This is a genomic window from Hahella ganghwensis DSM 17046 (assembly GCF_000376785.1).
GTDB classification, from domain to species: domain Bacteria; phylum Pseudomonadota; class Gammaproteobacteria; order Pseudomonadales; family Oleiphilaceae; genus Hahella; species Hahella ganghwensis.
The window spans coordinates 26,176-52,464 of the sequence record NZ_AQXX01000137.1 but is presented as its reverse complement, the minus strand read 5'-3'; the positions used below and the strand labels follow the sequence as shown (position 1 = coordinate 52,464).

At 49.4% G+C, this 26,289-nt stretch carries 26 protein-coding genes; 15 read left to right on the top strand and 11 right to left on the bottom strand.

Annotated elements, in window-relative coordinates:
* Nucleotides 1-2 precede the first annotated feature (2 nt).
* Nucleotides 3-611 carry a cytochrome-c oxidase, cbb3-type subunit II gene (gene ccoO / locus F566_RS0124980; RefSeq protein ID WP_020409773.1) on the bottom strand — a complete coding sequence of 203 codons (609 nt, stop codon included), beginning with the start codon at nt 609-611 and terminating at the stop codon, nt 3-5.
* A gap of 15 nt (nt 612-626) precedes the next feature.
* Nucleotides 627-2,060 carry a cytochrome-c oxidase, cbb3-type subunit I gene (gene ccoN / locus F566_RS0124975; RefSeq protein ID WP_020409772.1) on the bottom strand — a complete coding sequence of 478 codons (1,434 nt, stop codon included), beginning with the start codon at nt 2,058-2,060 and terminating at the stop codon, nt 627-629.
* Between the two features lie 513 nt (nt 2,061-2,573).
* Here ccoN and F566_RS0124970 point away from each other — a divergent pair.
* Nucleotides 2,574-3,209 carry an alpha/beta family hydrolase gene (locus F566_RS0124970; protein WP_020409771.1) on the top strand — a complete coding sequence of 212 codons (636 nt, stop codon included), beginning with the start codon at nt 2,574-2,576 and terminating at the stop codon, nt 3,207-3,209.
* A 100-nt stretch (nt 3,210-3,309) separates the two neighbouring features.
* The gene (gene rlmM / locus F566_RS0124965; RefSeq protein WP_020409770.1) at nt 3,310-4,416 is read left to right on the top strand and encodes a 23S rRNA (cytidine(2498)-2'-O)-methyltransferase RlmM; all 1,107 of its coding nucleotides are present in this window, start codon (nt 3,310-3,312) and stop codon (nt 4,414-4,416) included.
* A 53-nt stretch (nt 4,417-4,469) separates the two neighbouring features.
* Here rlmM and F566_RS0124960 read toward each other — a convergent pair whose 3' ends face one another.
* Nucleotides 4,470-4,757 (bottom strand): antibiotic biosynthesis monooxygenase family protein, encoded by a 288-nt coding sequence (locus F566_RS0124960; RefSeq protein WP_020409769.1) that lies wholly within the window; start codon nt 4,755-4,757, stop codon nt 4,470-4,472.
* A 174-nt stretch (nt 4,758-4,931) separates the two neighbouring features.
* Here F566_RS0124960 and tusA point away from each other — a divergent pair, with 174 nt between their 5' ends.
* On the top strand, nt 4,932-5,192 hold the full coding sequence (tusA, locus tag F566_RS0124955) for a sulfurtransferase TusA (protein ID WP_020409768.1): 261 nt from the start codon (nt 4,932-4,934) through the stop codon (nt 5,190-5,192).
* Between the two features lie 70 nt (nt 5,193-5,262).
* Here the strand turns inward: tusA and F566_RS0124950 are convergent, their stop codons facing one another.
* Nucleotides 5,263-7,005: a protein-disulfide reductase DsbD family protein gene (locus tag F566_RS0124950; protein ID WP_020409767.1), complete on the bottom strand. Its 1,743-nt coding sequence runs from the start codon at nt 7,003-7,005 to the stop codon at nt 5,263-5,265.
* Nucleotides 7,006-7,393: 388 nt separating this feature from the next.
* On the opposite strand from F566_RS0124950, the gene F566_RS0124945 reads away from it, so the two are divergent.
* The 3 genes from F566_RS0124945 (at nt 7,394) to pdxB (ending at nt 10,529) form a co-directional block, all read left to right on the top strand.
* Nucleotides 7,394-8,011 carry an elongation factor P hydroxylase gene (locus F566_RS0124945; protein WP_020409766.1) on the top strand — a complete coding sequence of 206 codons (618 nt, stop codon included), beginning with the start codon at nt 7,394-7,396 and terminating at the stop codon, nt 8,009-8,011.
* 76 nt (nt 8,012-8,087) lie between these two features.
* The gene (locus tag F566_RS0124940; protein WP_020409765.1) at nt 8,088-9,356 is read left to right on the top strand and encodes a DEAD/DEAH box helicase; all 1,269 of its coding nucleotides are present in this window, start codon (nt 8,088-8,090) and stop codon (nt 9,354-9,356) included.
* Nucleotides 9,357-9,383: 27 nt separating this feature from the next.
* A complete protein-coding gene (gene pdxB / locus F566_RS0124935) occupies nt 9,384-10,529 on the top strand; it encodes a 4-phosphoerythronate dehydrogenase PdxB (RefSeq protein ID WP_020409764.1) in 1,146 nt (381 codons plus the stop codon).
* A gap of 41 nt (nt 10,530-10,570) precedes the next feature.
* Here pdxB and F566_RS33955 read toward each other — a convergent pair whose 3' ends face one another.
* Nucleotides 10,571-10,762: a PA1571 family protein gene (locus F566_RS33955; RefSeq protein ID WP_020409763.1), complete on the bottom strand. Its 192-nt coding sequence runs from the start codon at nt 10,760-10,762 to the stop codon at nt 10,571-10,573.
* Between the two features lie 378 nt (nt 10,763-11,140).
* Here F566_RS33955 and F566_RS0124925 point away from each other — a divergent pair, with 378 nt between their 5' ends.
* Nucleotides 11,141-11,848 carry a flagellar brake protein gene (locus F566_RS0124925; RefSeq protein WP_245555300.1) on the top strand — a complete coding sequence of 236 codons (708 nt, stop codon included), beginning with the start codon at nt 11,141-11,143 and terminating at the stop codon, nt 11,846-11,848.
* Between the two features lie 94 nt (nt 11,849-11,942).
* Here the strand turns inward: F566_RS0124925 and htpX are convergent, their stop codons facing one another.
* The 3 genes from htpX to F566_RS0124910 form a co-directional block, all read right to left on the bottom strand.
* A complete protein-coding gene (htpX, locus tag F566_RS0124920) occupies nt 11,943-12,824 on the bottom strand; it encodes a protease HtpX (RefSeq protein WP_020409761.1) in 882 nt (293 codons plus the stop codon).
* A gap of 123 nt (nt 12,825-12,947) precedes the next feature.
* Nucleotides 12,948-13,379, bottom strand: a complete 432-nt coding sequence (locus F566_RS0124915; RefSeq protein ID WP_020409760.1) for a hypothetical protein — start codon at nt 13,377-13,379, stop codon at nt 12,948-12,950.
* A 54-nt stretch (nt 13,380-13,433) separates the two neighbouring features.
* Complete coding sequence (locus F566_RS0124910) at nt 13,434-14,648, bottom strand: pyridoxal phosphate-dependent aminotransferase (protein ID WP_020409759.1); 1,215 nt, start codon at nt 14,646-14,648, stop codon at nt 13,434-13,436.
* Between the two features lie 87 nt (nt 14,649-14,735).
* Here F566_RS0124910 and msrB point away from each other — a divergent pair, with 87 nt between their 5' ends.
* From msrB to F566_RS0124890, 4 genes are all read left to right on the top strand, one after another.
* On the top strand, nt 14,736-15,152 hold the full coding sequence (gene msrB, locus F566_RS0124905) for a peptide-methionine (R)-S-oxide reductase MsrB (protein WP_020409758.1): 417 nt from the start codon (nt 14,736-14,738) through the stop codon (nt 15,150-15,152).
* Nucleotides 15,153-15,181: 29 nt separating this feature from the next.
* Nucleotides 15,182-15,892, top strand: a complete 711-nt coding sequence (locus F566_RS0124900) for a DNA-3-methyladenine glycosylase I (protein ID WP_020409757.1) — start codon at nt 15,182-15,184, stop codon at nt 15,890-15,892.
* 110 nt (nt 15,893-16,002) lie between these two features.
* A complete protein-coding gene (locus F566_RS0124895; RefSeq protein WP_020409756.1) occupies nt 16,003-16,485 on the top strand; it encodes a glutathione peroxidase in 483 nt (160 codons plus the stop codon).
* 120 nt (nt 16,486-16,605) lie between these two features.
* Nucleotides 16,606-17,073: a MarR family winged helix-turn-helix transcriptional regulator gene (locus tag F566_RS0124890; protein WP_020409755.1), complete on the top strand. Its 468-nt coding sequence runs from the start codon at nt 16,606-16,608 to the stop codon at nt 17,071-17,073.
* Nucleotides 17,074-17,129: 56 nt separating this feature from the next.
* On the opposite strand, the gene F566_RS0124885 is transcribed toward F566_RS0124890, so the two are convergent.
* The 3 genes from F566_RS0124885 to F566_RS33950 all read right to left on the bottom strand — a co-directional run bounded on the left by F566_RS0124885 (nt 17,130) and on the right by F566_RS33950 (nt 21,064).
* Complete coding sequence (locus F566_RS0124885) at nt 17,130-19,517, bottom strand: ATP-binding protein (RefSeq protein ID WP_026180303.1); 2,388 nt, start codon at nt 19,515-19,517, stop codon at nt 17,130-17,132.
* Nucleotides 19,518-19,603: 86 nt separating this feature from the next.
* Entirely contained in the window at nt 19,604-20,395 is a 792-nt protein-coding gene (locus F566_RS0124880; RefSeq protein WP_020409753.1) for a hypothetical protein, read from the bottom strand.
* A 159-nt stretch (nt 20,396-20,554) separates the two neighbouring features.
* Nucleotides 20,555-21,064 (bottom strand): SixA phosphatase family protein, encoded by a 510-nt coding sequence (locus F566_RS33950; RefSeq protein ID WP_020409752.1) that lies wholly within the window; start codon nt 21,062-21,064, stop codon nt 20,555-20,557.
* A gap of 399 nt (nt 21,065-21,463) precedes the next feature.
* On the opposite strand from F566_RS33950, the gene F566_RS0124870 reads away from it, so the two are divergent.
* The 4 genes from F566_RS0124870 (at nt 21,464) to F566_RS0124855 (ending at nt 26,207) form a co-directional block, all read left to right on the top strand.
* Nucleotides 21,464-22,456 carry a BMP family lipoprotein gene (locus F566_RS0124870; protein WP_020409751.1) on the top strand — a complete coding sequence of 331 codons (993 nt, stop codon included), beginning with the start codon at nt 21,464-21,466 and terminating at the stop codon, nt 22,454-22,456.
* 138 nt (nt 22,457-22,594) lie between these two features.
* Entirely contained in the window at nt 22,595-24,148 is a 1,554-nt protein-coding gene (locus F566_RS0124865; RefSeq protein ID WP_020409750.1) for an ABC transporter ATP-binding protein, read from the top strand.
* Nucleotides 24,145-25,245, top strand: coding sequence for an ABC transporter permease (locus F566_RS0124860; protein ID WP_020409749.1), 1,101 nt, complete (start codon nt 24,145-24,147; stop codon nt 25,243-25,245). The genes F566_RS0124865 and F566_RS0124860 overlap by 4 nt, the downstream gene beginning before the upstream one ends.
* The gene (locus F566_RS0124855; protein WP_020409748.1) at nt 25,242-26,207 is read left to right on the top strand and encodes an ABC transporter permease; all 966 of its coding nucleotides are present in this window, start codon (nt 25,242-25,244) and stop codon (nt 26,205-26,207) included. Before F566_RS0124860 ends, F566_RS0124855 begins: the two co-directional genes overlap by 4 nt.
* The last annotated feature ends 82 nt before the right edge of the window (nt 26,208-26,289 follow it).

Sequence of the window (26,289 nt, the reverse complement as noted above, 5' to 3'; positions counted from 1 at the left end):
TCTTACCGATTGCTCGAAATGACGGTGCCAAGCTGTTGAAGGTAGGCGACCACCGCTTCGATCTCGTATTTTCCATCGACCATTTCGGCGGCACCGGCGATATCTTCGTCAGTGTAAGGTACACCGACGCTGCGCAGCGCTTCCATTTTGGCCGCAGTGGCGGATGGGTCGACTTTACTGGTGAACAGCCAAGGGAATGCCGGCATGTTGGACTCAGGTACAACGTCGCGAGGGTTGTACAGGTGAGCACGATGCCAGGCATCACTGTAGCGTCCGCCGACACGGGCCAGGTCTGGACCGGTACGCTTGGAGCCCCACAGGAAAGGATGCTCGTAAACGGACTCGCCAGCGACGGAGTAGTGACCGTAGCGTTCAGTTTCTGCGCGGAAAGGGCGAATCATCTGGGTATGGCAGACGGTGCAGCCCTCACGGATGTAAATGTCCCGGCCTTCAAGCTCCAGAGCGTTCAAAGGCTCAAGTCCTTCAACCGGCTCGGTCACTTCTTTGGTGAAGAACAGAGGGACAATTTCCACCAGAACACCAAAACTGATGACGATCAGAATGAGAGGGATCATTAACCCCAGATTCTTTTCGACGACTTCATGTTGCATTGATGTGTCTCCCTCTTATGCAGTCTGCGGAACAGCTGCGGCATCATCAGCCACGGCGTCACGTTGACGGATAGTTCTATATACGTTGTAAGCCATGAGCAGCATACCAGACAGGAACACAGCGCCACCAAGTACCCTGATAACGTATCCCGGATAGCTGGCATCAAGCGCCTGAACAAAGCTGTACTGTAGGGTGCCGTCAGCGTTCACTGCACGCCACATCAGACCTTGCATGATGCCGTTGACCCACATGGCTGCGATATAAAGCACTGTGCCGATGGTTGCCAGCCAGAAGTGAACATTGACCAGATCGGTACTGAACATGCTTCTCAGTCCATACAGGCGGGGAATCAGATGATACAGAGCACCGATAGAAATCATGGCAACCCAGCCCAGCGCACCGGAATGCACGTGACCGATGGTCCAGTCGGTGTTGTGGGACAGTGCGTTAACTGTCTTGATGGACATCATCGGGCCTTCAAAGGTGGACATACCGTAGAAACTCAGGGACACCACGAGGAAGCGAAGAACTGGATCGGTACGCAGCTTATGCCATGCACCTGACAGTGTCATCATACCGTTGATCATACCCCCCCAGGATGGCGCCAACAGAATCAGTGACATGACCATACCTGCGCTTTGAGCCCAGTCAGGCAGTGCGCTGTAGTGAAGATGGTGAGCCCCGGCCCAGACGTAAATACTGATCAGCGCCCAGAAGTGAACAATCGACAGACGGTAGGAGTAAACCGGACGCTCTGCCTGTTTGGGTACAAAGTAGTACATCATGCCGAGGAAGCCGGCAGTCAGGAAGAAACCAACCGCGTTGTGTCCATACCACCACTGAACCATCGCATCGATAGCTCCAGCGTATACAGAGTAGGATTTCATTGCGGACACAGGAACTGCCATGCTGTTACCGATGTGCAGTACTGCAACGGTCAGGATGAAAGCACCGAAGAACCAGTTGGCAACGTAGATGTGCTTCATCTTACGCTTGGCAATGGTGCCGAAGAACACGATGGCGTAGGAAACCCAGACCAGTGTGATCAGGATATCAATCGGCCACTCCAGTTCTGCGTATTCTTTGGAAGTCGTGTAACCCAGGGGCAATGTAATTGCCGCAGCCACAATGACTGCCTGCCAGCCCCAGAAGGTAAATGCTGCGAGACCATCAGAAAACAGTCGAGCTTGGGACGTTCGCTGTACCACGTAATAAGAGGTGGCGAAAAGCGCACACCCGCCGAAGGCGAAAATGACGGCATTAGTGTGAAGCGGCCTCAGTCGACCGAAGTGGAACCATGGATATTGTGTGTTAAGCTCTGGCCACACCAGCTGAGCTGCAATGAGCACACCGACGGCCATGCCCACAATACCCCAGACAACTGTCATGATGGCAAACTGGCGTACCACCTTATAGTTGTAGGTCTCGTTAGCACTTGCTGTATTCATTACTGATTATTCCATACCCTGAGTTTTGGTTGAATGGCGCTAAATCTTGCTGCTGGAAAGATTAGCACTTCCTGTGGCCCGGTAACCGCCAAAATCAGCGGCTGGAAGAGGGTGTCTTCCGCGGTCTCCCCTCGACAGCGGGGCGAAGCATAAGAGCTGAGCATTAGACATGTCAACTCAATATACCGCCCAAACCCATTATCAATACTGAAGGTTTCTCAACTTTGACATGAGTCAAGAGGGGGTGTTTTTGAAGATAATGATAGTGTTTTCTTTGGAATGTGGCTAATTAACAAGGGATCTGAAAGCGACATTTTTTCGGCAGGAGCATTCTTTCTGCGCTCCATGGAACAATTGATGCGAAAGCTGACGAGAGTCACTGTGGGAATCTGTGGTTTGACGCATTGGCAATTGTGAAGATGGTTGTGCAGGAGGTGGCGTAAATTGTCTGCAGAATATTTCGCGCTTTTAATTTCAGATTGACCTTCCAAAACCAGAATATAGGAGCTGTTTATGACCTGTATATATGACGGCAACCGTCATGCCCGAAATGTTGTTGTCTTGGCACACGGTGCCGGTGCACCCATGGATACTGATTTTATGTCGGCCATTGCGTTAGGCGTTGCCAGTGATGATATCGGAGTGCTGAGGTTTGAATTCGATTACATGGCCAAACGCCGAGAAGATGGCAGGAAGCGTCCGCCGGACAGACAACCCAAGTTGCTGGAAAGTTTTATGGCGGCGACGAATGAATGTCCCCAAGATGCTTGCCTTTATATCGGTGGGAAATCCATGGGGGGGCGTATGGCAAGTCTTTTGGTCAGTGAAAAAGCCAATGAAATTCCCCATCTGAAAGGTTGGTTTGCCTTGGGTTACCCTTTTCATCCGCCAGGCAAGCCGGAAAAATTGAGAACAGAGCACCTAAGCGCTCTTCCTGTTCCCGGTTTGATCGTACAGGGGAGTCGGGATCCTTTCGGAAACAAAGAAGAGGGGGTGGAGACATACCTGGGCGAGAATATCAAATTGTGTTGGGCGGAAGACGGTAATCATGATCTTGCCCCGAGAAAATCCAGCGGACTGACGAAAGAAGAAAATCTGGCGCTGGCTGTAAGGGCGTTGAGGGAATTTGTTCTTGCTGGGTCCAAGTAGAGAGAACGATATAAAAAAATACAGTCGATGCTTATAATGCGCGTTGCCGTTTTCTTCCTCTATGTTTTTTAATCTGAACTGATCACGTTGGTAGATTTGCATGCTTCACAATCTTAAATCCACAGGCCTGCTGGCATATTGCCGTAAAGGATTCGAAAAAGAATGTCTGCAGGAATTGCAGCAGGTGGCCGGGCAGTATCTTGTCTATGGCTACAGCAGGATACAGGATCAGCAGGGATGGGTTTACTGGCAGGTCTCTCAGGGAAATGCGAACAAATTGTACGCAGATCTGCGGTCCGATCAGATGGTGTTTGTGCGTCAGCTGTATCTGGTAATTGGTGAGGTGGAAGCAGAGTCGGCGAAGGACCGTGTCTCCCCGGTGGTCGAGGCCTTACAGAATTGCGGCAGTCGGTTTGGGTATCTCAGAATCGAAGCGCCAGGGGATGATGAGCAGGGGTCTTTACGAGGCTTGAGCAAAAAACTGGTAGCTCCGATGAGTTCGGCCATGAAGGCGGCCGGACTGCTGACGGCGAAAAAAGATTCACGGCTGCCGGTTTGCTTTGTCACCTGCTTGACGGGACAGCATTTCCTTGTGGCAGCAGGTGCCAAACCTGCCATGAGTCATTTTGAAGAAGGTATACCTCGGCTGCGTTTTGATCCAGAAGCTCCCAGCAGGTCCGCCTTGAAAATTGAAGAAGCCTTTATGGTCATGCTTGAGCCTTATGAAAAAGCCTTTGTGCTCAAGCGTGGTCAGCGAGGCGTCGATCTGGGAGCTGCGCCGGGTGGGTGGACCTGGTATATGGTCAGCCAGGGGCTGCGGATGACTGCGGTGGATCACGGTGCTCTGGCTCCTTCTTTAATGCAGGATGCGGATGTCGCCTATGTTGCTTCTGACGGTTTCGTTTACAAGCCGCCCAAGCCAGTGGATTGGGTGGTATGTGATATCGTGGACAAACCCACGCGGACTTTGGAAAGGATGGCGGACTGGCTGGTGCATGGTTGGACCCGATACGCACTGTTTAATCTCAAGTTGCCAATGAAGTCCAGGTTTGATGCGGTGGAAGCTTGCCTGCAGAAACTGCAGCAAAAGCTGGAGTCTGCGGAAGTGGAGGCTGAGGTCAGGGTGAAGCAGTTGTATCATGACCGGGAAGAGGTGACGGTGATTGTATTAACCGCCCCTTTTCCCGATAAAAGCAATGTCAGCTAGTTTTGGCCTCCAATCCTGAAAAGTTCTGATAGGAATACAGGGAAATGGTTAGGTTAGTCATAGTGATCCAGTAGGGTCACTTTCTCTTCCTGATTCAGCATGGGGGCGAGTTCAGCCATTAATGCCTTGCGCTCAGGAGACCCATGCCACTGCTGCCAGTGCTGCACCGTTGCCCAGGTACTCAGTAACACCCGGTGAGTGGAGTCCTGCATATCCCGCAGAGATTCACCGTTAATAAACCCGTTCGCCTGGACTGCGCCCTGCAGAATTCTTTTAGCCGCTGTTTCGTAGTGCTCTTCGAGGGAGTTATCGACGTATCTTTCTATAATGACTCGAATCATAATGTCATCCCTTTATCGTTATCGTTGGAAAGTACTATCTGGTCACGGTATCCTTCGTGCCCGCAAAAAAGATTAACAATGGTAACCACTTACCAGTATTAATCTTAAATATCAGTATAGGACAATCCTGAAAATTTCAGGATGAAAATCGAAAAGTTTATGTAGATAAAAAGAGTGTGCAAAGTGACCAAGCCACAAGATTATGTTGTCGAGGCAACACTTGATGCCGAAGGCCTGTTATGCCCTGAACCAGTAATGATGTTGCACAACAAGATCAGGGATATCGAGGAGGGTCAGGTGCTGGAAGTGAAGGCCACGGATCCCTCTACCCAGCGTGATATTCCGAAGTTTTGCGAATTTTTGGGGCATGAGCTGCTGTTGAGTGAAGAACGTGGTGACTTTTTTTACTACCACATTCGAAAGAGCTCAGCATAGTTTAAATCTAGGTTGTACCCCATTTTGTCGCCCTGATCCGCTGCGGGCTTTGTTAGTTTATGTGGGTTTATCAGTTGATGCTGGAGAGTGCGTCCATCACTGTGCTCGTGGTCAGTATCTGAGGGAGGACGATAGGATCCTGGCCTGACCGGTAAACCACATACAGGGGGACTCCGTTACGGCCGAAAGAGGCAAGGTAGTCAGTGATCAAAGGATCACTGTTAGTCCAGTCTCCTTTGATGTAGGCCACTTCCTCTGATGCCAGCACTTCTGCCACCGGGCTTTGACTCAAAACGGCATTTTCATTGACGAGACAACTGACACACCAGTCTGCCGTTACATTTACAAAGACGGTTTTACCTTCATTGCGATATTGCTCTATGGCGTCCTGTTGAAAAGCGGCGGCCTGTTCAATTCGTTGCGGAGTGGTTGTTGTGGTCAGCACCCAGATAGCAAATACACCAGCAGACGCCGCAAATGCTCTTTCAAACCATTTGGCGGCACCGGAAAGAGAGCGAGCGCGACGATGAATCCAGGCGGCAAAGGTCAGGGCAATCAGTCCTGCCAATACCCAGGTCATCCCGTTCACGCCAGTTTGTCTGCCCAGAACCCACAATAACCAGAGAGCTGACAAGTAAAGTGGGAACGCGAGAATTTGCTTGAACGTGTCCATCCATGCGCCGGGCTTCGGTAATGCTTTGGCCAGGGTTGGAATGTAGGCAATGGCAAGAAAAGGAGATGCCATACCAAGACCAAGGCTGGCGAAGATCGTCAGGGATACAGCGGGTGGTTGGGTAATCGCATACCCCATCGCCGTTCCCATAAAGGGAGCTGTACATGGACTGGCAACGAGCACTGCCAGCGCACCGGTAAAGAATGCGCCTCGCTTACCGCCTTTCGTTGTCAGGCTTTCTCCTGCACCCATCAGGCTGGTACCGAATTCAATGAAGCCTGACAGGCTCAACCCTAGCAGAAAGAGAATGTATACCATCAGACCAACAAACCATGGCGACTGGAGTTGGAACCCCCAGCCAACACTCTCGCCTCCCGCTCGCAGTACAATCAAGGCTGTCGCAATTGACAGAAATAGAGCCACGACCCCGGCAGTGTATGCCAGCGCCTGGAATTTGTGTTCGCGACGTTCGATGCCGGAAGCTTTGGCCAGTTTAAAGGCTTTGAGTGAGAGAACAGGGAAAACGCAGGGCATCAGGTTAAGAATCAGGCCGCCGGCAAAGGCTGAAATGATTGCGAGAAACAGGCCGGTCAGTGAGGTGGCTTCTGTCGTAAATGCCTTTGAGCCTGACCCACCGTTTTGTGGTGTTGTATCGCTGCCAGTACTGGAAATACCGTTGGTTGTTGCGTCTGGAGCAATAAACAGAGCAGGGCGTTTTTGCGGCGGGTAACAAAGCCCGGCATCAGCGCACCCTTGGTAGCCGACTGTAAATTCTACTTCCTGTCCGCTGGCGGCGCTGACGGGAACTCTGAACTCTGCCTCGTGATAAAACACTTTGACGAGGCCGAAATATGGATCGTCCTTCTCTTTCCCTTCCTGGGCGTACTGAAACTCTCCGACAGAAGCGTCAGACGTTGCAGGCGTCACTTTCATTCGGTTCTGGTACAAGTAGTAGCCATCGGCAATTTTCCAGTGTAATACCAGATCGTTACCCTCGACAGAGGAGGTGAACACGTAGGCTTCATCGACTGGAAGGAAGTCTGGTTCCTGAAGAGCATCAGAGGATTCACCGAGATTGAACTCTGCGTATACCAGCGCTGGTAGGCAAAGCAACAGGGCAAATAGTGTCCTTAACATCATCTTTTATAGGTCTCTGTTCCAGTTTGAATAGGAGAAAGCCTGATAGCTGTGTAAACTGTAATACTGTCTATGACATCTTAATCCGGCTCCGGTTCCAATTGTGTGCGCCAATTCCCCGGTTTACAGTTGGTTACGCGGACCAGTCTGCCTTTATTGTCGGGAGTTTAGTGCATAAAGGTGAAAGCTTCAGCCGCCTTGATGTAAACTTACCAACTTTTAATTGGTCTTAAGTGGTGCTAAGTCGGTATCTGGCGTTTTATTTTGTCACGCTCAGAGGAAGTCAGCGGGTTGAGTCTGTTTGCAGAAGTATTGCGCAGATGACATAACCATCAACCGGAATTGATCACCAGTCTGGTATTGACCGTTAATTTAGGCTCAGAAGTTACCTTTGAATTACGAAGAACCGGATATCCAGCCTGCGACGGAGATTCTGCTGCAGGAAGGGAAAGAAATTGTTGTGGAAACAGCAGCCCTGCGTGTGCAGGGGCTGTTTAACCAGATGTTTGCGCTGGCAGAAAATACTTTACTTGTGGCAGGAGGTGATGAGCCTCTGTACGTGCCAGCAGGGCATGAGTGCAGCCTGTCAGGAATGAACGAAATTCATTTCGCTCATGGTTATACCAATAGCGCCTTGCATGAGATTGCTCACTGGTGTCTTGCTGGACAACAAAGGCGCACGCTGGTGGATTACGGATACTGGTATGCCCCTGACGGCAGAACCGCGGAGCAACAGGCTTTATTTGAAAAAGTTGAGGTAAAACCTCAGGCTATCGAGTGGATTTTGACTGAAGCCTGTTGCGAGAAGTTTAATGTCAGCTTCGATAACCTCAGCGGGGCAAGCGGCCATAATGCTGTAAGGTTCAAAAAGGCGGTCGCCGAACAGGCAATCAAGTATCTACAGGGAGGATTACCTCCTCGCGCAGAGCAATTAATGTTAAGGTTTCTGCAGGAGTTTTTGAACGGTCGGTCTCTGGAGGCTGATCGGTTCAGCATCGAAAAAATTTGAACGCGATATCGGTATCAGTGGCAGAAAATGTCATGGGTACTAAATAACCTAATCAATAACTAATTCAGAATAATATATGAGTGAAAACGAAGTGGCCGGTAATGCCGGCATCCAAGATGAGACCAGTGTTGAAGATAAGATAGACACTGAAGAAAAAACAATGACAGAGGAAACGACAGCTGTTGAAGAGCAAAAAGTGTCGTTTTCCAGCTTGAATTTGCATCCTTTCCTGGAAAAAGCCATCAGCAGGCTGAATTTTTCCCACTGCACCCCGATTCAGGGGCAGACACTACCACACACATTAAAAGCCAGGGACCTGATTGGACAGGCCCAGACCGGAACCGGTAAAACGGCGGCTTTTCTGATTACAATTCTACAGCGTATTGCGGCTAACCCGATTCCAACAGAAGAACGTTTTGCCAGCGAGCCTCGCGCTCTGGTAGTCGCCCCGACTCGGGAACTGGCCCTGCAGATCGAGAAGGATGCCAAGCAGTTGGCCAGGCATATGAATGTCAATATTATGTCGGTGATTGGTGGTACGCAGCTTGATCGGCAGCGCAGGCAGTTGCGGGACGAGGCGATTGATTTGTTGATCGCGACGCCGGGCCGCCTACTGGATCATTTAACCAGCAGGGACATCTACCTGGATATGGTAGAGGTTCTGGTGTTGGATGAGGCAGACCGTATGCTGGATATGGGCTTTATTCCTGATGTCAAAAGGATTGTCAGGGCAACACCCAGAACGCGTCAAACTCTGCTGTTCAGTGCGACATTCAGTGAGGATATTCTTAACCTGGCCCGTCGCTGGACCGAGGATGCCCAGGAAATCATACTGGTATCCGAGATGAAACCAGCCGAATCAGTGGATCAGCGTGTCTACATGGTGGAAAGTTCGCGCAAACAGAAGCTTCTGGTCAACCTGCTTCGGGAGGAAGGCGCAGAAAAGGTTATCGTATTCTGTAACCGGCGGGATGAAACTCGCAGATTATGTGAAACCCTGAATAAAAATAACATCTCCAGCGAAATGATTTCGGGAGAATTACCTCAGCAAAAACGCCAGAAGACGCTGGAGAAGTTTCGTCGGGGGAGTTTCAGTGTGTTAGTGGCAACGGATGTGGCTGGCCGGGGAATCCACATTGAAGGGGTGACCCACGTCATAAATTACAATCTGCCGGATGATCCGGAAGATTATGTTCATCGCATTGGGCGTACCGGACGAGCCGGAGCTTTGGGGATCTCTATCAGCTTTGCCTGTGAGGATGACTCTTTCCTGATTCCGGATCTGGAAGGTTATCTGGGACATAGCCTGAAACTGATTCATCCGGACGATAGCCTGTTCAATTAAAGTTCATCCGAATTAAAAGGAAGTGAGATGAAGATTGTCGCCGATGAGAATATTCCTCTGGTGCCACAGTTTTTTGCCAGTGTTGGCGAGATCCAGACATACCCGGGCAGGGAAATTACACCAGAGCATGTTCAGGATGCCGATATACTACTAGTGCGCTCTATTACACCAGTGAATCGGCAGTTACTGGAGGGGAGTCGGGTAAAATTTGTCGGCACTGCGACGATTGGTCTTGATCACGTAGATACAGACTATCTTGAATCAGCAGGCATCATGTACAGTAATGCCCCGGGCTGCAATGCCAGTGCGGTGGTGGAATATGTGGTGGGTACATTATCTGTTCTTGCCGATGATCTTGGATTTGATCTGGAAGAAAAGTCAGTAGGAATTGTAGGGCGGGGGCAGATTGGCTCGCGCCTTGAAAAAGCGCTGGCAAACCTTGGGATGACAGTTAAGTCAAATGATCCGCCTCGGGAGCAGGCGGGTGAGGAAAATCTGTTTCCTTTGGAAGAAGTGCTGCAGTGTGATGTCATCAGTATCCACGTCCCGTTGGTGGAAGATGGCCCGTTTCAGACCCGCCATTTGCTAAGCCGGGACATTATTGAGAATCTTCGAGGGGATCAAATTCTGATCAATTCCAGTCGCGGAGATGTTCTGGATGAAGCCGCTTTGAAAGATCGGCTGAAGGCCGAAAATCCGCCCAGTGTTGTGTTGGATGTCTTCAATGGAGAACCTGTTATCGATGTGGAACTGGCTGGTCTTTGCCACTTCGTTACCCCGCATATAGCCGGTTATACCCTGGATGGAAAAGTGGCCGGCACTGAGATGATTTACAAAAGCCTGTGTCGGTTCATAGGATTGCCGGAGAGGCACAAGCTAGGGCAATTCCTGCCTGAGCCACCGTTAAAGAAGCTGGCGTTTTCCGCAGGTGCTGACCCCTTCTGGGCTCTACACACTGCCATCAGGACCTGTTATGACGTTCGGCATGATGACAGTAATCTCCGGCGGACATTAAGGCTGCCCGCTGAGCAGAGAGGGAAGGCATTTGATGAACTGCGTAAAAAATACCGGGTCCGCCGGGGATTCGAGCAGGTCAAAATTATGCTCAAAGGCGGTAAAGCAGAGCTGCAGAGCAAGCTGTCAGCTGTTGGCTTTAATATCCAGAGTAAATAAGGGCCGGACTCCGTAATTAACGCGTCGCCTGTCTACTCGGGTCACTTTTCTTTGATGACCCGGCATTTGCCGTGCCAGGGTTCCCAGGCATGTTCCATATCTCTCAATGCCTGCTGGATCATCGTTTCGGTAATGGGAACTTCATTGCCGTTCTCATCAATCATTGATGCACCATTGAGAGATCCGTTCTCAGAAACGATATCATCCTTTTTCTCTTTGCTAAGGGCATACATCTTATTCACCTTTATTGCTTAGCTGAAGATTAATGATCGCATATGACGTTCGTGTGAACTTTTAGGTGACTTTGAGTCACTTATGGGTAGTCTAGCACTGTGAACAGGTCTTGATCTTCCCATGATTCAGAGAAATCTCTGGCGGGGATGAATGCTGGTGTTAATCGGGATTTCTTATTGGTTGAAAAGCAAAGAAATTATCGGGTGTCTTGAGGCTGGATGAGATTTGTCAATCAATGCAAATTCTGTCCTGGGAAGGTCTGGAGGCATGGGTTAATATTTCAAAATAGTTCGCAGTATTCTGACGGTCTCCTATACTTTAAACATGTTTTATTGAAGATTTTTCAGAAACTTATCTAGGCTGACTTAGTGGTTAAAGTGGCAGATTCACCTGAGAATAAATCTCCCTCAAGCGAGCAGGAAATGCAGCTGCCATTTGAAAAAATGGGGCTGCGAATTGGCGATCCGCTGCATCTGGAAGGGGTTGATCACAGTGGGCGATATCACGTCAAACTGGTTGGTTTTGTTCCGGGGCAGGGGGTCATTGTGACCATGCCGGTGGTCGAAGGTAAGCAGGTTCTTTTGAAGAAAGACCGGCCTTTTACAGTTCGGTCGATGGCGAAAACCAGCGTCTTCGCATTCAGCAGTTATATCAAGCATGTTTCCATGCAGCCATTTCCTCATTTGTTTCTTGAATACCCAAGAGAGTTGATTGCCGTTGAAGTTCGGAATGCTTCCAGACTCAAGGTGGACTTACCGGCTACGGTGACCAGTGATTTTGATCCGGGAACGGGAGAGTGGCCGAAAGAGGCCATCATTACCGACATCAGTAAGTCAGGTGCAGGTGTGAAGAGTGTGGAAGGTTTGGGCTCGGTGGGTGAAGAGATTAAGTTGCAGTTTCTTGTGACAGTGTCGGGAATATCAAAAACCTTCAAGATCTCTGCCGCTATTCGAAATAAGACATTACTGGACCCCGGGGAATTGCCTTATAAATATAGCTATGGCCTGCAGTATCTCGGTCTGTCTGATGCCGCCAAAATTGTGCTTACCGGCTATATCTACGAGTTGCAGGCTCAGGACTACTAAGCGTTTTCTGTCGAAATTTAAAGGGCCTGCCAAGTGATTGGCATGCCCTTTTTGATCAGTTCTTAAGAACGCCCTTCAGGCTGATTGGGATAATTCAGGCGGCCTGGCGTAAGGTGGCGATCCTCTGGTCTAGAGGGGGGTGGCTGGAGAACAATGCTTTCAAGCCCCCCTTCATACCTTCGGTGATACCTAACGCAGTTAGAGTGTCGGGCATCTGGTTGGGCACTTCTGTTTCAAGCTTGAGTTTTTCCAGTGCCGCAATCATCGCGCCGGTTCCGGCTAACTTGGCTCCCATGGCGTCTGCCCGAAATTCGCGCTTTCTGGAAAACCACATGACGATAATCTGGGCCAAAATACCCAGCACAATCTCTGCGAAGATTGTCGTGATAAAGAAGCCAATGCCGTGACCGTTCTCATTTTTAAAGACGGCTTTGTCTACAAAGTTTCCGATAATCCTTGCAAAGAACATCACAAAGGTATTGATCACGCCCTGTATCAAAGCCAGTGTTACCATGTCTCCGTTAGCGACATGTCCAATCTCGTGAGCCAGTACGGCACGGATTTCGTCTCGACTGAAGCGGTTAAGCAGTCCTGCGCTGACTGCGACCAGCGCATCGTTTTTATTCCAGCCGGTGGCAAAGGCGTTAGACTGTTGGGCCGGGAATACACCGACTTCAGGCATTTTAATGCCGGCTTCGTTCGACAGCTCCCTGACAGTGTCCAACAACCAGTGTTCTGCGGCGTTATTGGGCTTTTCAATAATCTGAGTTCTGGTCGCTCTCTTGGCCATCCATTTCGATAGAAATAGCGAGATCATTGCACCGGACATACCGAATACGGCGCAAAAAATCAGCAGGGAGGTCAGGTTCAACCCGGAGCCCTGTAGATAGGGTTCTACCCCCAACAAACGCAGGGTAACACTCGCCACAATAATGACGGCGATATTCGTAGCCATGAACAGAAAGATTCTTAACATAGTCTCCTCAGAGATACAGATTAGGCTCTCACGAAAATAGGTTTGATCGGGGGGTAAATCAACCGATCTGGAAATTAAATATACTTAAGGTCCCTGACGTTAGCTGTAGCTGAACAATAGTCGTTAGCGATGGTTGAACAGTACATGCTCCATCAGGGTTGCTAGATTGGTAGAGGTGGCAGACCTGAGGGCCAGCTGGATCAGTTCTATATTGGTCATTACTACTGCGGTGTCCGTCGTGGGCTGCACCGAGTCGGCTGGTTCAATATCAGCAAGGCCTGTCAGGCGCAAGAATGTTTCCTGGGTGATGACCGCCTGATCAATAGCCTCCTGGCGGATGGTGTCCTGGTAGCGGATAAAGCCTTCCTCCGACAGCCACAGCATGGCGGCGAAGCAGGATTGGTGGCGGGCACTGTGTATGCCATATTCATCGGGCTGATCCGGGCCGGAGATATCTTCCACGAATACCTGTGACTTACGGGGGAAGCTTCTGTACATCTGTAGCAGAATTTTAGCTACGTCCTTGTAGAATTCTTCAATATGGAGATCCGGCAAATCAAACGCTCCGAAATGATGCAAAGTTAAAACTATTTGAGAAGGGACGGTGCTTTATTGGTCGTATCCCTTCAAAAAGTGTTCTATTCGTTCAACGGCTGAGGTCAGTTCGTCCACTCTGGGGAGAAACACCAGGCGAAAATGTTGTTGATCGTCAAGGTTGAACGCCGATCCCTGGACAATCAATATTCTCTCCTGCTTCAATAGATCCAACACCATGAGCTCATCGTTTCTGATTTTCAAGACATTCGGGTCAATCTTGGGAAACAGGTACATGGCCCCTTTGGGTTTGACGCAGCTGACACCCGGAATCTGTGTGATGAGATCGTAGGCGGTATTACGCTGTTCATAAAGTCTGCCTCCGGGAGCCACTAGATCATTGATGCTCTGATAGCCCCCAAGTGCGGTCTGTATGCCCAATTGAGCTGGCACGTTAGAGCATAACCGCATAGAGCTCAGCATCGTCAATCCCTCAATGAAGTCTCCGGCCCGGAGCTTGGCTCCGCTGACGATCATCCAGCCGGCACGATAGCCCGCTGCCCGATAATTTTTGGATAATCCATTGAAGGTCAGAAATAGCAGGTCATCCGCCAGAGAGGCGAGACTGATGTGTTGGGCACCGTCGTAAAGAATTTTGTCGTAGATTTCATCCGCCAGAACAATCAGTTTATGGCGCCTGGCAACCTCCAGAATTTGTTCCAGAATATCCCGGCTGTAGACGGCCCCGGTAGGATTGTTGGGATTGATAATGACAATCGCCCGGGTACGGTCGGTAATCTTGCTTTCAATGTCGGCAACATCGGGAAACCAGTCAGACTGTTCGTCACAGCTATAATGCACTGCTCGCCCACTGGACAGAGTGACGGCTGCTGTCCAGAGCGGGTAGTCTGGAGAGGGGATCAGGACTTCATCATTAGTATTGAGAAGAGCCTGCATTGACATCACAATAAGTTCACTGACGCCATTGCCAAGGTATATGTCTTCAATGTCCACGTTGGCGATACCGCACTGCTGAGTGTAATGCTGTACTGCCTTGCGTGCCGAGAAAAGACCTTTTGAGTCGGCATAGCCTTGGGCATGGCTCAGGTTATAGATGACGTCCTGCTGAATCTCGTCAGGGACATCAAAACCGAAAGGTGCGGGGTTGCCGATGTTCAGCTTAAGGATGCGGTGGCCTTCTTCTTCCAGGCGCTTGGCTTCTTCCAAAACCTGGCCGCGAATTTCGTAACATACGTGCTGCAACTTATTGGATTTTTTGACTTCTAACATACTTGAACCATCAAGATAATCTGGCGTACATATTAAATACCCTATGGCGTTTGGCAATAGGTGCGAACAATAAAATCGAGGTAGACAATGGATAAAATTCACAAATCGGATGAAGAATGGAAAGAGCAGTTGACCGACGAACAGTATCGGGTGACCCGCAAAGCCGGCACGGAGCGTCCGTTTACCGGTGAATATTATGCCAATAAGGAGAAAGGACAGTACACCTGTGTCTGTTGTGGCGCTGAGCTTTTTACTTCCGAGCAGAAATACGACTCTGGTTGTGGGTGGCCGAGTTTCTGGGCACCTTCAGTGGAGCAGAATATAGATGAACGATCGGATCATAGCCACATGATGGTCAGGACGGAAATTATGTGTCGTCACTGTGATGCCCATCTGGGGCATGTCTTTGAGGATGGCCCGCAACCCACCGGTCAGCGTTATTGTGTCAATTCGGCCTCTCTTAAATTTATCCCTGAGGATAGCGATGATACGCAGCAGGATTGACAGGAACTGACGAGAGTTGGAAGAGATTGATGACAGAAGTAAAGAATCCCAAGATGAATATTTCGCCAGTAACTATCAGTATTGCGGATCGTATCGCCAAAGTGGAAGAACGCTTTGGAGGTGAAAGTGAACTGGCCAAAATGCTGCCTGAGGTAGAGACAGCAGAGGCGTTGTCCCGGAAATCTGATGCGTATTACCTCTCTAATATCACCAGAAGAATATTCCGTGCTGGATTGAAACACAGTCTTGTTGATTCGAAATGGCCGGAGTTTGAAAAAGCCTTCTTCGACTTTGTGCCTGAAAAAATGGTGCTGTTGTCAGATACCGACCTGGATGAGCGTATGAAAAACAAATTGCTTATTCGGCATTGGGGCAAGATGAGCGCGATACCTGTGAATGCCCAAATGGTCATTAGTCTGGGGCGGCCGGCAGGCGGATTCGGACGGTTTCTGGCTGAATGGCCGGTTGACGATATCGTGACTTTGTGGACAACTTTGGCCAAGCAGGGGAAGCAGTTGGGTGGCCAGTCAGCCCCCAGCTTTCTGAGAATGGTGGGCAAAGATACGTTTAAATTGACGGACCATGTTTGTGGCGCCCTGATTAATCTGGGTGTGGTTGATCGGAACCCGACATCCAAAAGAGATCTGAAGAAAGTGCAGGCTGCTTTCAATGAATGGCGAGAAAATACCGGATATGGCATGGCTGCACTGAGCCAGATTCTGGCTTATAGCCAGGATTAATTTTCTTCATTAAAAAATTGATCACCAGTCGTTGGTTAAATATATTGTGCACAATATAATTGTACGAACTATAAAAATGATCAAGGTTCAATCATCAGAAGGAGTGCTTCATGGGAATTTATGATTTCACAGTGGAAGATATTCAAGGTAACGAAAAGAGCCTGGCTGACTACAAAGGGAAAGTCCTGCTGGTAGTGAACACCGCCAGCAAATGCGGTTTTACCCCTCAGTTTAAAGGGTTAGAGAAACTCTACAATGATCACAAGGATGAGGGATTTGAGATTCTCGGCTTCCCATGCAACCAGTTTATGCAGCAGGATCCGGGAACCAACAGCGAGATCGCTGAGTTCTGTGAGCTTAACTATGGGGTTAGTTTTCCCATGTTCGCCAAAATTGACGTTAATGGTGACAATACTCATCCTCTATACCAATTTCTTAAAAAGGAAGCGAAAGGAGTGCTTGGCTCTGAAGGCGTGAAATGGAATTTCACGAAGTTTCTTGTAGATCGCGATGGCAAAGTCGTCGAACGTTTCCCGCCGACGGCTGAGCCTTCCAAACTGGAAAAGCCTCTACAGAAGCTTCTCGGGAAGTAGCTGCCTTAGCGCATTACTGGCCTATTGACTGTGTTGGTTAGTATGTCTGAGGCTAAAGTCCTGAGCATGCGAGTAGGAAGGATGGGTATTAATTTCTGAGTGTAGAGAGCGGTAAATAAAATGAAATCGTTGGCTGATCAGAGTCGCAGTGAATTACTGGCTTTGGATAATCAACTCTGTTTTCTGTTGTACAGCAGTTCACGCATGATGACAGCGCTTTATCGCCCTCTACTTGAAAAGCTCGGGCTGACCTACCCACAGTACCTGGTGTTATTGGTGATGTGGGAGCTGGAGGGGCAATCTGAAGAGGTGACAATCAAAACCCTCGGAGACAGATTGATGTTGGATTCCGGTACCCTCACGCCATTACTCAAGCGAATGGAGCAGCAAGGGTTATTGTCCCGTCAGAGAGCTACCGATGATGAGCGGAAAGTTCTGGTCAGACTGACAGATAAGGGGACCGGCCTGAAAGTTGAGGCTGCGGAAGTTCCTCGCACCTTGTTGTGCCGTAGCACTATAAAGAATGAGAATCTAGTGGGGCTTAGGGAAGGGTTGAGAGAGTTGCTGAATGAGCTGACCTCCCGCTAGACTATTTTGGCTGATGTTCTGTCAAATGCTCAGATAAGAGATGCTCCAGAAGGGCATCAGGCAGTTTCATTTGCTGCGTGAGCCGGAGGTGTCAGCCATTTCTCCAGCAGTAAGGCTAAGGCCTTTTTCTCGTAAGGCTTGGTCAGGTAATCATTCATACCGCAACTCATGCAGCGCTCTTTGTCTCCCTGCATAACGTTGGCCGTCACCGCCACGATAGGGAGGTCGTCAAAGCGGGGATTTTGCCGGATATGCCGGGTCGCCTCATAGCCATCCATTACGGGCATGTGGCAGTCCATCAGGACAATATCAAATTCCTCGTTCTCGATAATATCCAAGGCTTCTTTACCGTTTTGCGCAATAGAAACTTCATACCCCAGTTTCTTAAGGATGGTTTTTGCGACCAGCTGATTAACCTGATTGTCCTCCACCAGCAGTACATGGTGAGTAATCTTGCGCGCTGGGGCAATCAGACGGTCATCCACTTCTTTTAGTGTGCTGGTCAGTTGGGTGACTCTGCAGAGTGACTCGTAAAGTCTTTCACGGCTTACTGGAGCACTGATCATTTGTTCTATGCGCATCATGGCCAGCGCAGACGTCTCAGAGGGAATGTTCTGCCTGGCTACCAATATTAACTTCACCTTCTCAATGTCCTGGTGCTCCACCAGTATTGGGGCGACAGAGCGGCTATCAAACAGAATAATGGTGTTTTCTGAAAACGGTTCTTTGCGAAGATTGAGATCCTGCACCTGGTGGAAGGGAAGTATTCTGTGGTTTAGTCCCCAGTGCTTGAGTTCTGCCCCGATACTCTTGCAGGTCTGGTTATTTTCCTGGTAAATCAGAATAAACTGATACTCGCGCAATCCTTCGTCAATGGTTGGGGCGCTGATGGTGGCGTCCACTTTTAGAGGCAGACTGACGATAAACTCACTGCCGACGCCAATTTGTGATTCCACACGTATTTCGCCTCCCATATGGGTAACAAGTTGTCGGCATAGCGTCAGCCCCAGGCCAGTCCCCCCGTATTTTCGGGTGATGTTGGTGTCGCCCTGGGAAAAGGGAGAAAATATGCTTTCGATCCGGTCCGGCTCGATCCCGATGCCGGTATCTTTGACTCGGATTTCTATTTGTTGTGAGTGAGCGATTCTCAAGCTGAGAGTGACGCTGCCGGAATCGGTGAATTTGATCGCGTTACCGGCCAGATTGCTGATGACCTGACGTATTCGTGTGGGATCACCAAAGACCTGTTCTGGAAATTCCGGATCAATATCGCTGTATAGCGCTACATGCTTGGCATGGGCATTCTGTGCCAATAACCGGGACACGTCCTCGGTTGTTTTACGCAAGCTGAAACTGATGTTCTCCAGGGTCAGTTTGCCTGCTTCCACCTTGGAAATATCCAGAATGTCGTTCAATAGCTCGAGCAGGGAAACCCCTGAGCTATAGGCCACATTCAACTGTTCTTTCTGTTTCTCGGACAACGGCTCTTCCAGGGTGAGGCTGATCATGCCCAAGACACCATTGAACGGAGTACGGATTTCGTGACTCATGTTGGCCAGGAAATCGGCTCGGGCTTTGGCGCGGCGGACGGCTTCTTCCTTGGCCACACGAAGATCGTGATTACTCTTGATAAGCTGTTTGTTTTTCTCAGAAAGTTCTTTGGTCCTGCTGTCTACGATCTGCTCCAACTGTTCGGAGTAGGTTTTCAGTCTCGCTTCAGCCTTCCGTAGTTTTTCCAGATTGGCATCAATAGCCTGCAACTGGTTGTTGGTCGAGTTAACCAGCACGCCAATTTCATCGAGTTCATGACCTTTGGGTACCGGCAGACGGACTTTTTCCGGGGTTTCCGGGTCGACCTCACTGACAGAGGAGATGACCTTGACCAATGGCTGGGTCAGCATGACATAGAACAGGATCAGGAGTACCGCAGACAGAATCAGACTGCGCACAAATCCTGAAACCAGAGTAAAAGTGGCGCGGGAGAGGAACTCAGCCCCACTGGGATAGGTGTCGACAACCACGTTAAGGTTGCCGAGAACGAAATCGTTTAGCTGAGGAACGAACAGTGTCTCGCTGTAAGTACGGGTCGGCTGGAACAATATGTCGTTCAGCCAGCGATAAGGTGATTCCTGCGCCCGGCGTTCGCGACTGGAGAGAATCCGGTTGTCGGTATCAATGATTTCCGCGTGAATAATCGCGGGGTGTTCCAGTAAGCCTTCAAGCAGTTCAGCGGCAAGGCGTGAATCGATATTATAGGCGATCTGCGAGGCTGGGGCATGGCTGATGGTGATGATGGCCCGGATTTCAATATCCAGGGAGTTTTTTTCGTTAACGTAATCAATGACGACCTGGATAAGGCTCAGCATCATGCCCAGAAACAAGGCCAACAGCACTGTGTTTCGGGCTAACCGAAAGGAAAGACGGTTGTATGCGTTAATCTTCAAAGAGTTAACCTTTTCATCATTGCCGGTATTTCAGAACCATGTGATGGTATTACAGAACCGGTAATAAGCAAATGAAGTTAGGTAGTTTAATCATCATAGTTCTGCTTACGCTTCCACTTTTCCTCTTCACCAATCATTTCGTCAAGCTGGCTGCTGAGTTTGTTGGATGCTGTTTCTTTGGACGCTTTCTGTTGGGTTTTTGACATTGCCTGTTGTGTTGCCAGCTTATCAAGCTCTTTAATATGGTGGCGATAGTTCGTCACCGCTTTTTGAGCCAGTGGATTATTGTCAAGTTTGGCCAGGGCATGAACTGCATCGTGGTAGTGGTGAATGGCCACTCTGAGTTTGCCAGCCTTATGCGCATGCTTGGCTTTATTGACATGGCTGTCGGCCAGCGTCTTGCTCAATAGATACTGTGTCTGCATCAGATATTTGTTGCCGAGTTTTTTATCGATGCGATTTCGTTTGATCTGAATTTCAATGAACTTGAACAGCATCTGCAGATTTTTGCGAAGTTCTACCTGTGCCGGTTCATCCTGAGGGTTTGGCATCGGTACAAGGTTACCTTTTTCAATGCCCTGCCTGATGATTTCCCATTCTTCAAGTTTTTCATCGAGACGATCCCTGGCTCCGTATCCGGCAAGTTCTTTCAAGGTATCTCTGCCACGGACGACCAGCAGTGCGCCGATTTCCTTGGGCATGTATTGTGATGGAATGCCCGTCGCTATTGCTCTTAAACGGCGCGACCGATCGCCCAGAGTGTTCAGGTCCCGCTGTCTTGCGTCCCGGCTTTTTTCACGCCATTGATAGGCATAAATCAGCATAAGAACGGTGATAATGATGCCGCCGATAATTGCTGTGATATAGGTAGCTGACATGGACAGTTAAAATCGCCTTAGTTTATCGTGACTTAGGATTTTATTGCTCTGATGAAAGTATAGATGAAGAAAACAATTTGGCTGCACAAAGATCACACTTTCTCTTAAACGAGGGGCACTGAAGGGCAAATGTGTACCAGTTAAAAGAAAGTTCGTTCATCAGCTATCTGCATCCACTGCCTTGGGAGAGATTAATAGCTGCAAAATGCCCTGTTGTTGAGTGATTTCACTCCAATGCACACAATCAAATCTCATTTGCGCGATGGCGCATGTGGCCAGATTGCTGAAGTGAATGCCGCAAAGTTGATTCAACAGGTCTGTCAGGCCAGGGTTGTGACCTATCAGAGCGAGGTGTTCAACTGCATCAGGCCTCAGGATGATTTCAGAAATTAATTGGGAAGCATCCGCTTCGTAAAGGTGCTCCACAAACTTCAGATTGTCCTCATCAACTGCCAGAGCACTTTTCAGGCCTTCCATGGTTTCCAATGTCCTTTTGGCGGTGCTGCACAGGACCAAGTCAGGCTGAAGATGCATGTGGCTCAGTAAATGGTTCATTTTTGCCAGGTCCCGTATTCCCCGCTTGTTCAGAGGACGTTGCCTGTCAGGCAGGTTGGGGTCTGACCAGGACGATTTGGCGTGACGAATCAGGGTGAGGGTCTTTGTTATCATAAGGGCTACTTGAAATGAATTTCAGCTTCCATTTGCAAATTTCCTGACATGTATGTCAAATGGCAGGTTATACTGCGGCCGCAAATCGCGAATAAGTCAAGAATAGCGCTGTGTCGGCTTGGATAAAAGTCGGCGGATAAAAAGGAGATTATCTAAAAGCGACGGGAAATTTGTCTCATGACGACAAAATTGCAGCTTGGTTTCGGTTTGTACGTATGCGGGAATACTGTAAATAGCTGTTCAGGCATAGGCTTGGATAACATTTTGTAATAGGATTTGCGAAAATGGCTGACTGCCATGAAAACCGGCACTTTCTGAAGCTTTGTCTTTGACAGGATAAATTTCATGGCCGTAACCGGTTCATAATTACATAACAGGCATAGACCATAAGGATAACCGATGAAGAATGTTTTATTTGCCACCGTATTGGGGCTCACCACTGTAGCCAGCGTTCAGGCTGCGGATTTTAAACCGGCAGTGGTATACGACAAGGCAGGTAAATTTGATAAATCCTTTAACGAGGCTGCGTTTCAGGGAGTTCAGAAATTTCAGAAGGACTTTGATGTTGAGATCAAAGAAGTAGAACCGACCAACGAAGCACAGGTTGAACAGGGTTTGGTTAAACTTGCCCGCCGCGGTTCCAGCCCGATAGTGGCGGTTGGTTTCAGTCAGGCTAACGCCGTGGCCACTGCTGCAGAAAAGTATCCTGAAACACAGTTCACTCTGATTGATATGGTAGTGGACAAGCCTAATGTTCGCTCAATTGTGTTCAAAGAGCACGAAGGCTCCTTCCTTGTTGGAGCTCTGGCGGCATTAAAGTCAGAAACCGGAAAGGTTGGCTTTATCGGCGGTATGGATATCCCTCTGATCCGCAAGTTCGGATGTGGTTTTGAGCAGGGCGCTAAGCATGTTAATCCTGACGTGCAGGTTTTCACCAACATGATTGGTTCAACCGGCGCCGCTTTCAATAACCCTGGCAAGGCTAACGAACTGGCCAAGAGTCAGATCGACAGCGGAGCAGACGTTCTGTTCGCTGCAGCGGGAAGTTCCGGTAGTGGTGTTTATCAGGCTGCCAAAGATCGTAAGAAGTATGCGATCGGTGTGGACAGTAATCAGAACTACATTCATCCAGGCACTATGCTGACTTCCATGGTCAAGCGTATTGACGTGGCGGCATACAATACCTGGAAATCGGCCAAAGACGGTCAGTGGGCCCCTGGTGTGGAAGTTCTTGGTCTGGCAGAGAATGGTGTGGACTGGGCTCTGGATGAAAACAACCGTGATCTGGTAAGTGCTGATATGGAGTCGAAGGTCAACCAGATTAAAGCTGACATCATTGCTGGCAAAATCAGCGTACATGACTATATGTCGGACAACAGTTGTAATTACTGATATCAAGGTATAGTGCTGATATTCATGTATAGAAAGAAAGGCACAGCGTCTGGGTTGGCCCAGCGGTGTGCCTTTCTTACCTGCCTCATATAAACCAATAGTTAATATAAGAAAATTACACGGGACAATCTGTTTGTCATGACTGACTATGCACTCGAACTAGACCGTGTCAGCAAGCGCTTTGGAGCCGTACAGGCTAATAAAGACGTAAGCCTGAATGTGGTAAAGGGAAGTATTCACGGTATTGTCGGGGAAAATGGTGCCGGCAAGTCCACTCTCATGAGCATCCTCTATGGCTTCTATCAAGCCGATAGTGGATCGATAAAGGTTTTTGGTAAGACCACTGATATCCCAAATTCCCATGCGGCAATTGCGGCCGGGATCGGGATGGTCCATCAGCATTTTATGCTGGTAGAACCCTTTACGGTGCTCGAAAACGTTATCCTGGGTAATGAAGGCAGCGCGTTGCTGACCCATAGCCAGGCCAAAGCTCGAAAAGTTCTGCAAGATCTGTCCTCTGATTACAATCTGAAAGTGGATCCGGACGCGGTTGTTGGCGATTTACCAGTAGGACTGCAACAGCGGGTGGAAATCCTCAAAGCCTTGTATAAAGGCGCCAGAATCCTGATTCTCGATGAACCCACCGGAGTGCTTACCCCCCAGGAGACCGATGATCTGCTTCAGATCCTGGAAGGTTTAAAAGAGCAGGGCGTCACGGTTCTGCTGATCACGCACAAACTCAAAGAAATCATGGCAGTCACAGACAATGTTTCTGTTATGCGTCATGGTGAAATGGTGGCTCATCTGTCCACGGAAGACACCAGTCCCGAAGAGCTCGCTGAGCTCATGGTCGGGCGCAAAGTGGTGACCCAGCTGGAAAAACCTTCGAATGAAGCCGGAGAGCCGGTTTTGACCGTTGAAGGACTGAGCGTCGTCGATAGTCAGAATGTTGAGCGTGTTAAAAAAGTCTCTTTCAGTGTGGCCGCTGGTGAAATTGTGGGTGTAGCCGGGGTTTCCGGCAACGGTCAGACTGAATTGATGGAAGCGCTTTCCGGCATGAGGCCGGTGGATGCGGGGACGATCAGCTATGGCAACCTGAAAATATCACCGGGGACCAGTATCGGACCGGACGATCTTCGTCACGCAGGTATTGCCCATGTTCCGGAAGATCGACACAGAGTCGGACTGGTAACCGCCATGTCTGCCAGTGAGAACAGTATTCTCGGCTACCACCGTGATGATACCTGGAACCAGCAAGGCTTGCTGAAACCAGCACTGGTCGAAAAGCACTGTGCTGGATTGATGGCGGGGTTCGATGTCCGTCCCCAGGATCCCAAGCTGAAAAGTGCCAATTTTTCCGGTGGCAACCAGCAAAAGCTTATTCTTGCACGCGAACTGGACTGTGAACCTAAAGTCCTGTTGGTTGGTCAGCCCACTCGGGGAGTGGATATTGGGGCAATCGAATTCATCCATACCCAATTACTGAAAATGCGTAACCGTGGTGGCGCTATTTTGCTTATATCAGTTGAGCTGGATGAAATTCTGGCATTAAGTGACCGGATTATTGTGATGTGTGATGGCTGTATCACTGGAGAGGTATCCGCGAAGGATGCTGATGAGAGAACGCTTGGTCTTATGATGAGTGCCACCTCTGATTCTTCCTCCACCTCGACAGAGGAGCAGGCAGAATGAAGGGACTCGATCATGCATTGCCTCGTTGGGTAAACATTGGATTGCTGCCGCTACTTAATGTTCTGACAGCATTGGCGGCGTCAGCACTGGTTTTTCTCCTGATTGACGTAAACCCTCTGGAAGCGGCGGAAATACTACTGTATGGCGCTTTCGGCTATCAGGAAGGGTTTGGCTTTACGCTGTATTATACGACGAACTTCATCTTTACCGGTCTGGCAGTCGCTATCGCTTTTCACGTCGGGTTGTTCAACATCGGTGGAGAGGGGCAGGCTTATATCGGCGGATTGGGTGTTGGCCTGTTATGCCTGGCGTTGGATACCACCCTTCCGGGGCCTGTGCTACTACTGTTATGCGTTGTATCCGCGGGTCTGTTCGGTGCGGCCTGGGCCTTTATTCCAGGTTGGCTCCAGGCCTATCGTGGTAGTCATATTGTTATTACCACCATTATGTTCAACTTTATTGCATCCTCTTTGATGGTGTATCTGATGGTCAATGTCCTGCGTGAGCCGGGCCAGATGACCCCGCAAAGTCGGCTGCTGGATGAAAATTCCTGGATGCCGTTCGTTCATAATGTATTGGCTGGAATAGGGATAGAGTTTGAATCTTCGCCGCTGAACCTTTCCATTATTCTGGCATTGCTCTGTGCGTTGTTTACTTGGCTGCTGATCTGGAAAACCAAATGGGGGTTCGAGATTCGTACCGTTGGCTTCAATCGTGATGCCGCCGTATATGCCGGCATCAAGCCTGCTTATGTCATGGTTCTGGCCATGGCAATTGCCGGTGCCATGGCTGGAATGGTCGGTGTTAATGAAATTGCCGGTGTTCAGCATCGTCTGATACTCGATTTTCATTATGGTTATGGATTTGCCGGTATTGCGGTGGCATTGATGGGGCGTAACCATCCGGTCGGAATCATTTTGGCTGCTCTGCTGTTTGGCGTGCTGTATCAGGGTGGTGCGGAGTTGGCGTTTGAAATGTCCAATATCAACCGGGATATCGTTGTGGTCATGCAGGGGCTCGTTATTTTGTTCTGTGGCGCTCTGGAGTTCCTCTATAAACCTCTGCTGGCGAAGTTCTTCAGGGAGAAAGCAGCATGATTGATACTATTTTACTGACTTTGGACGCTACCCTGAGGGTGTCAACGCCGTTAATTTTTGCAGCGTTTGCGGGAATGTTTTCCGAAAGATCAGGCGTGATCGACATCAGTCTTGAGGGCAAGATGCTGGCCGGAGCTTTCACAGCCGCAGCGGTGGCTTATACGACAGAGTCTGCCTGGTTGGGCCTTGGGGCAGCAATTCTGGTTTCTATTTCATTGGCGATGTTGCACGGTGTTGCCTGTATTACATTCCGGGGTAATCAGGTTGTCAGCGGGGTTGCCATTAATATTCTGGCGGCGGGTTTGACAATGTCGCTGGGACTGAGCTGGTTCCGCCAGGGCGGGCAGACGCCCCTATTGCCGGATGAAGCGCGCTTTACTTCAATTCACTTTCCCTTTGCAGAAACCCTGCGGGATCTCCCATTATTGGGTGGGCTCTACTCTGAGCTGCTCAGTGGTCACAATATTCTGGTGTATATGGCTTTCATGATGGTGCCTTTGGCCTGGTGGATTCTGTTTCGTACCCGATACGGACTACGCCTGCGGGCAGTGGGGGAGAATCCGAAAGCCGTAGATACTGCGGGTATCTCTGTCACCCGTTTGCGCTATTCAGCATTGGTATTTGCAGGGATATTATGTGGCCTTGCAGGCACCTATATCTCCGCTGCACATAATGCGCAATTTGTCAGAGATATGACTGCTGGCCAGGGGTTTATAGCCCTTGCCGCTCTTATCTTCGGCAAATGGCGTCCATTGCCGGTATTGGGGGCTTGCCTGTTATTCGGCCTGCTTGATGCAATTGCGGTCAGACTGCAGGGGACTGAGCTTCCCGGGATTGGTGTAATTCCTGTCCAGTTTATTGAAGCAATGCCGTATATCCTGACGGTTGTGTTACTGGCAGGGTTCTTTGGTAAGGCTGTTGCTCCAAAAGCCATCGGTGTACCTTACGTAAAAGAGAGGTAGCTTCTCTTTGATGGTGATTGGCAGTTTTTTTTCGTGACCAACATTATTTTGTAACCAACGAGCCTGTCGTCTTTATTAATGT

Coding starts and splice junctions, on each gene's coding strand:
- ccoO (WP_020409773.1), bottom strand. CDS start 611: ATGCAACATGAAGTCGTCGAAAAGAATCTGGGGTTAATGATCCCTCTC.
- ccoN (WP_020409772.1), bottom strand. CDS start 2,060: ATGAATACAGCAAGTGCTAACGAGACCTACAACTATAAGGTGGTACGC.
- F566_RS0124970 (WP_020409771.1), top strand. CDS start 2,574: ATGACCTGTATATATGACGGCAACCGTCATGCCCGAAATGTTGTTGTC.
- rlmM (WP_020409770.1), top strand. CDS start 3,310: ATGCTTCACAATCTTAAATCCACAGGCCTGCTGGCATATTGCCGTAAA.
- F566_RS0124960 (WP_020409769.1), bottom strand. CDS start 4,757: ATGATTCGAGTCATTATAGAAAGATACGTCGATAACTCCCTCGAAGAG.
- F566_RS0124950 (WP_020409767.1), bottom strand. CDS start 7,005: ATGATGTTAAGGACACTATTTGCCCTGTTGCTTTGCCTACCAGCGCTG.
- F566_RS0124940 (WP_020409765.1), top strand. CDS start 8,088: ATGAGTGAAAACGAAGTGGCCGGTAATGCCGGCATCCAAGATGAGACC.
- pdxB (WP_020409764.1), top strand. CDS start 9,384: ATGAAGATTGTCGCCGATGAGAATATTCCTCTGGTGCCACAGTTTTTT.
- F566_RS33955 (WP_020409763.1), bottom strand. CDS start 10,762: ATGTATGCCCTTAGCAAAGAGAAAAAGGATGATATCGTTTCTGAGAAC.
- htpX (WP_020409761.1), bottom strand. CDS start 12,824: ATGTTAAGAATCTTTCTGTTCATGGCTACGAATATCGCCGTCATTATT.
- F566_RS0124910 (WP_020409759.1), bottom strand. CDS start 14,648: ATGTTAGAAGTCAAAAAATCCAATAAGTTGCAGCACGTATGTTACGAA.
- msrB (WP_020409758.1), top strand. CDS start 14,736: ATGGATAAAATTCACAAATCGGATGAAGAATGGAAAGAGCAGTTGACC.
- F566_RS0124900 (WP_020409757.1), top strand. CDS start 15,182: ATGACAGAAGTAAAGAATCCCAAGATGAATATTTCGCCAGTAACTATC.
- F566_RS0124895 (WP_020409756.1), top strand. CDS start 16,003: ATGGGAATTTATGATTTCACAGTGGAAGATATTCAAGGTAACGAAAAG.
- F566_RS0124890 (WP_020409755.1), top strand. CDS start 16,606: ATGAAATCGTTGGCTGATCAGAGTCGCAGTGAATTACTGGCTTTGGAT.
- F566_RS0124880 (WP_020409753.1), bottom strand. CDS start 20,395: ATGTCAGCTACCTATATCACAGCAATTATCGGCGGCATCATTATCACC.
- F566_RS33950 (WP_020409752.1), bottom strand. CDS start 21,064: ATGATAACAAAGACCCTCACCCTGATTCGTCACGCCAAATCGTCCTGG.
- F566_RS0124870 (WP_020409751.1), top strand. CDS start 21,464: ATGAAGAATGTTTTATTTGCCACCGTATTGGGGCTCACCACTGTAGCC.
- F566_RS0124865 (WP_020409750.1), top strand. CDS start 22,595: ATGACTGACTATGCACTCGAACTAGACCGTGTCAGCAAGCGCTTTGGA.
- F566_RS0124860 (WP_020409749.1), top strand. CDS start 24,145: ATGAAGGGACTCGATCATGCATTGCCTCGTTGGGTAAACATTGGATTG.
- F566_RS0124855 (WP_020409748.1), top strand. CDS start 25,242: ATGATTGATACTATTTTACTGACTTTGGACGCTACCCTGAGGGTGTCA.